Origin of the sequence: Tanticharoenia sakaeratensis NBRC 103193, assembly GCF_000963885.1 — a bacterium.
In the GTDB taxonomy this organism is placed as follows: domain Bacteria; phylum Pseudomonadota; class Alphaproteobacteria; order Acetobacterales; family Acetobacteraceae; genus Tanticharoenia; species Tanticharoenia sakaeratensis.
Window position 1 is genome coordinate 1 of the sequence record NZ_BALE01000053.1, and the last position, 7,275, is coordinate 7,275.

Annotated in this window: 7 protein-coding genes and 1 pseudogene; 1 reads left to right on the forward strand and 7 read right to left on the reverse strand. The window is 65.6% G+C overall.

Features of this window, described 5'->3' with window-relative positions; translation table 11 throughout:
- Positions 1–384, reverse strand: a pseudogene (locus tag B8446_RS16655) (hypothetical protein); the annotation flags it as partial.
- 174 nt (positions 385–558) lie between these two features.
- The gene (gene pal, locus B8446_RS14965; RefSeq protein WP_048851035.1) at positions 559–1,038 is read right to left on the reverse strand and encodes a peptidoglycan-associated lipoprotein Pal; all 480 of its coding nucleotides are present in this window, start codon (positions 1,036–1,038) and stop codon (positions 559–561) included.
- 343 nt (positions 1,039–1,381) lie between these two features.
- Between pal and B8446_RS14970 the strand changes: the two genes are divergently transcribed.
- Positions 1,382–2,587, forward strand: a complete 1,206-nt coding sequence (locus B8446_RS14970) for a glycosyltransferase (protein WP_084712387.1) — start codon at positions 1,382–1,384, stop codon at positions 2,585–2,587.
- On the opposite strand, the gene B8446_RS14975 is transcribed toward B8446_RS14970, so the two are convergent.
- The 5 genes from B8446_RS14975 to B8446_RS14995 all read right to left on the reverse strand — a co-directional run.
- Entirely contained in the window at positions 2,469–3,089 is a 621-nt protein-coding gene (locus tag B8446_RS14975) for an SAM-dependent methyltransferase (RefSeq protein ID WP_048851038.1), read from the reverse strand. The genes B8446_RS14970 and B8446_RS14975 overlap by 119 nt on opposite strands.
- Entirely contained in the window at positions 3,086–3,829 is a 744-nt protein-coding gene (locus B8446_RS14980; protein ID WP_048851040.1) for a PIG-L deacetylase family protein, read from the reverse strand. Before B8446_RS14980 ends, B8446_RS14975 begins: the two co-directional genes overlap by 4 nt.
- Positions 3,826–4,962, reverse strand: coding sequence for an acyl-CoA/acyl-ACP dehydrogenase (locus B8446_RS14985; RefSeq protein WP_053053916.1), 1,137 nt, complete (start codon positions 4,960–4,962; stop codon positions 3,826–3,828). The genes B8446_RS14980 and B8446_RS14985 overlap by 4 nt, the downstream gene beginning before the upstream one ends.
- Before the next feature lie 147 nt (positions 4,963–5,109).
- Positions 5,110–6,486, reverse strand: a complete 1,377-nt coding sequence (gene tolB, locus B8446_RS14990) for a Tol-Pal system beta propeller repeat protein TolB (protein ID WP_241767818.1) — start codon at positions 6,484–6,486, stop codon at positions 5,110–5,112.
- 55 nt (positions 6,487–6,541) lie between these two features.
- Positions 6,542–7,275 (reverse strand): hypothetical protein (locus B8446_RS14995; RefSeq protein WP_048851042.1); only part of this gene is annotated, 734 nt, incomplete at its 5' end.

Consider the following 7,275-nt stretch of genomic DNA (forward strand, 5'->3'; position numbering starts at 1 on the left):
TGGCGGACCATCGGCCGATGGTGCCGCCGAAGCACCCGGCGCGCCGCCCTGCCCGTTCTGCATTGCAAAATTCATGTCCGAAATCTGCTTGGACATCGCAGCGCTTTGCTGCTGCACCTGGTTCGACAGCTGGTCCAGCTCGCCGCGCATCTGGCGATTCTGGTCCTCAAGGGCGTTCACCCGCTCCAGAAGCTGCGCTGTAAGATCACCGTTGGCGCCGCTGGGCGCGACAGCCACAGGCGCGGGCGGTGCTCCGTTGCCGGAACCATTCTGAAGCTGGGCCATCTGCTGGCGCAGGTCCGCAATCTGGTTCTGGAGCGCAATGCCCTCGCGGCTGTTGATCTGTGCCTGCGCCGGTGCCGCCGCGCACAGTGCGATACCCATCACTCCAGCCCACAGAACCGCCCGCCCGGCTTTCACCCTCGTCACGCGCACCATCTCCAACCCTCAGCATCCGACGGGCGTCCTGCCCGACGGAACCTTCGATAAAACAAAACCGGCCGGGGGATAAGCTCCCCCGGCCGGTTCCATACGAACACCGATAACGGATCGTGCGGCTTACTTGACCGACGTGATCGCGTTGCGGTTCTGCGACCAGGACTGCTCGTCATCGCCTTCGGCGGTCGGACGGTCCTTGCCATAGGAGATCGTGCTGATGCGCGAAGCGGCAACGCCCTTGGCGACGAGATAGTCGCGCGCGGCGTTTGCGCGGCGCTGGCCGAGCGCGATGTTGTATTCCTCTGTGCCACGATCGTCGCAGTTGCCCGCGATCTGAACGTTGACCTGGGGATAGCGGGCAAGCCACGCGGCCTGCTTGTCCAGAGTGGCCTGCGCGTCCGACGACAGGGCGTTCTGGTTCAGCTCGAAGAACACGCGATCACCGACATTGGCGACGAGGTCTGCTTCGCTGCCCGGAGCGGCGCCCGTTTCCTGAGCGGAAGCACCGGCACCCATGGTGTTGCCGGTGTTGGTCTTGTCACTGGAGCAAGCTGCGAGCACGAGCGCCAGACCGAGCGCACCGAAAAGCTTGAATCTCATTTGTCTCATGTCCTGAGAACACCCTCATCGAATGACGGGGAGCGAAGTGAAGCCGGGGTTTTTTTCGGTCGTCACGTCCGCTTTGCTTGAGACGCCATGACGGCGACCTTCGGCGCTACGGGAACTCGTGGGACCACATGCAGGCCATACCCATCGGATTATTGCGCGGTCAAGTAATATACGCCGGAGGAGCAGGGCAAACGATACGACACCATTACTTCGCCGGTCTCCGTGGCGCAAAAGCCACGTTGTGTGTTTCCGGCCACCAGAACCATCCATCCCGTCGCACGCTTAAGGGCTGCGCCGTCGGCCTGACTGGCGCATTCCGGGAGATCCCGTCCGAATGCCGATACGCCCCTATCCCGGACACCAAACCGACATCCTGCCCTACAAGACGACCCTCCGGGCCGCGCAGCCGATCGGGTCCCGCCTTACGGTCCCGTCCCGGAAACCATCGTGGCAGGACCGCTATCGTACCGGCGCCATCCCCGCGTGCAACGAGGCGGAATACCTGCCGCGCTGTCTGCGAGCACTCGCCGGACAGGACACGCTGCCCCCTCACCGCGTCGTGCTGATGATCAACAACACGACCGACCAGAGCGTGGACACCGCCCGATCGTTGCGCCCAAGCCTGCCTTTCGATCTCACTCTGGTCGAACAGTGTTATTCTCCGGCGCAGGCCAGCGCAGGCCGTGCCAGACGCGATGCCATGGCCTGCGCCGCAGCCCTATCGCCTGCCGATGCCATTCTTTTTACCACCGACGCCGACGCGATCGTCCGATCTGACTGGATTGCGCAGAGCCTCTCGGCATTCGAACGCTACGATGTTGATGCGGTCTTCGGACGCGCGTTTCTCGATCCCGCCGACATCGCCCTGATCCCGGCCCATCTTCATGCCGATGACGATGCCGAACTGCGTTACGGGGCTCTGCTCGAACACATGGCGACGCTGCTCGATCCCGATCCGCATGATCCATGGCCGCGACATGCCGAACACTCGGGGGCAAGCATCGCGGTGACGATGGCGGCATGGCAGCGCGCGGGAGGCATTCCCGATATCCGGACGGGAGAAGACCGCGCGTTCTACGCGTCCCTCCGTCGCGCGGGCCTCAGGATTCGGCATGCGCCGGATGTGGTCGTCCATGTGTCCGGCCGACTGGTCGGGCGGGCGACGGGCGGCATGGCGGAAACGATCGCCCGACGCATCCAGGCGCAGGACGCGCATGTCGACGATGCGCTCGAATCCGTGTCCTGCCGCGTGCACCGTATCCGTCGTCGGCTGGCTTACCGGACACACCTCGCTGCTGCCGCCCCATCGCTGGATCAGGTCGAATTCGAGGCATTGTGGGCGCGGGAAGAGGCACGCGCGCCGGACCTGCAGCCGAAGCTCCTTGCTCGCGCGGATCTCGAATGCGAGACACGGCGAGCGCTCAGACTGCTGGCATGGCTGCAGACGCGTCAGATGCACGTTCAAGACGATCCAGCCGATATCCCGGCTGCCTCGCCTGTGCTGTCAGGTGCCAGCCGGCCTGTTGGCATACCAGGATGAACCGCTCGGCCGCCTGGTCGCCCGTGCATGGCGTGTCGGTCTGGCCGATCCAGTTGGCCAGTACGATCGTGCCGTCCGGCTGCATCGTCGGAAGGACGACCCGCACGACGGCATCGATGTCCGGCGGAGAGAGGAAATAAAGCAACTCGGACACAATCAGAAGGTCCGTGGCCTGCCCGGCCATCGGGGGAAACTCAGCCGGAATGTAGGCACGCAGGAAACTGACATGCCCCATCGGCGCGCAGCGATGCCGCGCGTGCTGCAGCGCAGCTTCCGCGGCATCGATGGCCAGCAGGCGATCGCACCGCTGTGCCAGTGCCGCGGTCGAGACACCGATTGCACAGCCGATCTCGACAGCCGCCGCGAACCGGGGATGCGGCAGGAAGTCCAGCAGATGCGCGAGTTTCGCCTGTTCGTAGGGGCTGCTTTCAAAACCCCATGGATCGGGGCGCTCGCGATAGAGCGCTTCGAAGGCATCGGCCGGCCAGCTTTCCGCGATCACGCCACGTCTCCAAACGGATCCAGGATGATCTCGTAAGGCTGCAGCATCTTTGCCAGCAGCGTCTCGGGCAGGACAAAACCGCCCGGATCGTCCGTCACGACGTGCCCGAGCTGGCTTGCATGTGCGCTGATCGCGGCGCGCTTGGTGTCGAGATACGATGCAACGGGTAGCCGCCATCCCTTGGGAGGCGTCTCCGCCAGATCTTCGTCCAATGGGCGCGTTAGCCCCCAGACAGGATAGACGAGCACGCGGCAGGCATCCCTGGCATGCAACGCAGCGCCGATATGCCAGACCGCCTCATGATCACAGTGTGGATCATGACGCCACGTGACCAGCACCTGCCTGATAGCATGAAGCTTAATGAGGTCCGTCAACCGGTCGACCGCCTTGTCCAGGGCTTCGCCCTCGCCCGGCACCCGCGTATCCGGCAGTTCCAAGAACAGCAGCCGCTCAGGCGGCAGCCCAAGGATGGCGACAGCTTCGCGCGTCTCGGCCTGTCGTATCGCCGCAAGCCGGGTGGGAGGCCACGATCTGGAACCGGGATGGGATGCCGCGCCGTCCGAAACCACGACCACGAACGGCGCACGTCCATCCGCGCAGGCGCTCGCGATGAAGCCTCCCATGCCGAGGCTCTCATCGTCGGGATGAGGGGCCAGCACGAGCGAGGTACCCGGCGCGATCGTGTCCAGATCGGCCACCGGAAGCTTGGCGAAGGCTTCCAATAGGGCCGCGACTTTCATCGCATGATGTCCAGATCTTCCGGATCCCGTTCGGTAAACCATGCGGCGGCCTCCGTCAGCGATTCGTCCGGCGCGGGCTGGCGAAGATAGGTCGCAAGATCGCGCAGCACGGTTTCCGCGGGGTTGGCCTCGACGAATGCCGACAGCCCAAGGCCGCGTTGCACCAATGCGATCACCTCCAGCCCGGCCCGTTCGACGGCGAGACGAGCCAGATTGACGATAGCCGTGACGTCTCCGGGTTCGGTGTCCGGGTTATGTGCAAGCAGTGCCGCCCGGCGCGTCCAGAGCACAGCCGTTTCGCGCGCGATCAAGGCCGCTCCGATCCGGGCCTGTTGATGGGGATTATCGGCGCGCCCACGCGCCGCCAGTTCGCTGCGCAACAGATCGACAAGGCGGTCAATGCCGCCAAGTGCCACGGCGGAGCCACGCCAAGCCCCGGCGCTGAACTCCGGTTGTCGCAGGTAATCGCCCGGCACGCCCACGCGCGCGCCGGAAGCCACCGTCAAGCCCTCGAAACGATAGGAGCCCGTGCCACTGCGGTGCATGCCGGTCAGCTTGCCCGGCCCTGGACCAATCCGCTCCGTCTCGCCGACCGGAAGCAGGTACATGACATCCGACACGCCGTTATGGGCCGTAATCAAGGCCATGCCGGCAGCGCGGACGCCGCTGGCGAATCCCTTGACGCCTGACAACCGGGCGCCGCGGATCGTCACCGGCTCGCGCCCGTCAGTCACCCATAGTCCCGACAGATGTCCGTCACGTGCCGACCGCGTGAGCACGGCAGACGCCGTGGTGTCGCCGTAAAGCCCGACCAGCCGGGCGACGTTTAGATGCCCCTCGAAGCAGCGGCCCAATGCAAGATCCCACGCGCCGACCTGTCGAAGCGCTGCAAGCGCCGCGAGGACGAGCCGGGGATCGTTGTCCGATCCGAGGCCCAGACCGCCACAACGTTGGGGCAGAACCGCATGCAAGGCGCCGAGTGCGCGCAAGGCTTCCAGACCGGATGTGAGATCCGGAAGAGCGGGCATCGCACGTCGATGCCGCTCGATCCCTGCGAGCAGATCGGCAACGCGGCCATCGCAGACAGGCCGCAGGAGGTCAGTCTCGGTCAGAACCGCAGTCGCACCGGCCATATGTCTGCTCCTTTGGCGTTTCGCCAGGAACGGCGACTCGCCAGCAGGAACGGCAATGGATGACGCAGGTTCGTCGACCTGACGCACACGACAGAGCGAGGCGGCCGCAATAACGGAGCCGCCTTGTCGATGCCTGGCCGCAGGACGTCAGCCGTTCAGGGGCGACCAGGCCGGATCCGAGGCGCCACCGGCTGTGCGGATCGGGTGCTCGTTGAAGCCGGAAATGTCGATCGTGCCGATACCCGACGCGAAGCCTGCGCCGCCTGCCCCGGCTGCGGACTGGCGGCAGAACGCGATCACGCGGCCATTCGGACAGAAGGTGGGGGTATCGACGGTGAAGCCCTGCGTCAGGATGCGCTCGCCTGATCCATCCGGGTTCATGACACCAAGCGAAAATCCGCCGCTGCCGATCCGGGTGAAGGCGATCAGGTCGCCACGCGGCGACCAGACGGGCGACCCGTACTGGCCGGTACCGTACGAGATGCGGCGGGCCGAACCGCCGGAAGCGCCCATTATGTAGAGCTGGGGGCTGCCGCCGCGATCCGAATTGAACACGATCTGGCTGCCGTCGGGGCTGTAGCAGGGCGACGTGTCGATTGCACCCGACGACGTCAGTTGGCGCTTGGACCCCGAACCGAGATCGACCACGAAGATGTCCGAACCGCCGCCGCGTGTGGCGGACAGGATGACCTGCGAGCCGTTCGGCGAGAAGCGCGGGGCGAACGAGATACCGGAGAACTCACCCAGGATCTGCTGCCGGCCCGAACCGAGATCGAACAGATACACGCGCGGACGGTCGTTGGCATAGGACATGAACGCGACCTGATCGCGCACGGGATTGAAGCGCGGCGTCAGCGTGAGCCACGTGCCGTCGGTCAGCATCCGCTCGTTGGCGCCATCCTGATCCATGATCGCAAGGCGGGTAATCTGATGACGGCGCGGGCCACTGCGGGCGACGTAGGCGATGCGGGTGTCGAAATATCCCTTTTCGCCCAGCATCCGCTCATAGATCACGTCCGCGATGATATGGGCGATCCGGCGCCAGTTGGCTTCGGACGCCGTGTAGGCTGTCCCCTGAAGCTGCTGGCCCGTGAGCACGTCCCACAGGCGCATCTCGACCCGGACGCTGCCTGATCCGGTTGCAATTCCGCTGACGACCGCGCGCGCGCCCTGCGCCTTCAGGCTTGCGAAATCAGGCGTGCCGTTGGCCGGCTCCTGCCCGCCCAGCGGCTTGAACAGACCGCAGCTGGCGAGATCCGAGGTAATCACCCCCGAAATCTGTTCACCGAGACCTGCGCCGAACGTGGAGATCACGATGGGGATCGGCGCCGTCCGGGCCTGATCGACGGAAATTTCCGCCTCTCCGGGCTGCCCGGCAGGCGCATTCTGGGCAAACGCCTGTCCGCCCATGCCGAGGATGCCCGCTCCGGCCAGTGTCGAACCAAGGATCGTGCGGCGCGAGAGGCCGTCTTTCAGCAATTGTGCCTGATCATCAGTCGGGAAAGCGGAAATCGTGGGACGCATGGGTATCGACCTCATATCCAAGAAAACTGACGCGGCATGACGCCGCAGATGGGGGTCAGGGCCGGAACACGAACCGAAGTTCATGCGTCTGACCCAGGAGTTTGGGCGGAATCGGCAGCTTCGCGCATTCGGGACTGAGCACGGCGTCACGCGCGCGCTCCGCCAACGCTCGATACGACGGATCAGACGCCATCTTCGCTGCCGTTTCAGGCGCAAATTTGACGATCCGCGCTTCTCCGGATGCATCGACGGTCACGACCAGATGGGCATTGAACGTCGCGTAGTCCCGTGCCGCTGTGTCCTCGGCGTAGCAGCGCCGAACGGAAGCACCGATCGCCTTCTGATCGGCCACGTTGAGCGCACGCGTGATGTCGCCATTCGGCACGCCGCCGCCATCGGGCGCGCCGCCCTGATCAGGATTCGCCCGCGCGGTCGGCGCATGCGTCTGCTTCTGGTCGGCGCGGAACGCATCAAGCGTCGCCAGCAGCGAATGGCTGTCGGGTGCAGCCTTCTTGGGCTTATTCGGCTGCGTCAGGTGCGAGAACTGCGGCGTCTCGGGCAGCTCTGTCGCCTTCGTGGCCTCAGGCGTCGGGGGCGCCACCATTTTCGCAGGCGCGGGCGGAGCCGGCGGCGGCGGCGCTGCGCGCAGGGGCGCTTCCGACTGATCGACCATCTTCGGCGGCAGCTTGACCGGCGGCAGCGGCGTCGGCGGACTCGGTGCGGGCGGCGGTACGGGCTGAGGCGGCGGTGGCGGCGGTGGCGGCTCCTCGGTCGGCGCGGCCTTGGGCG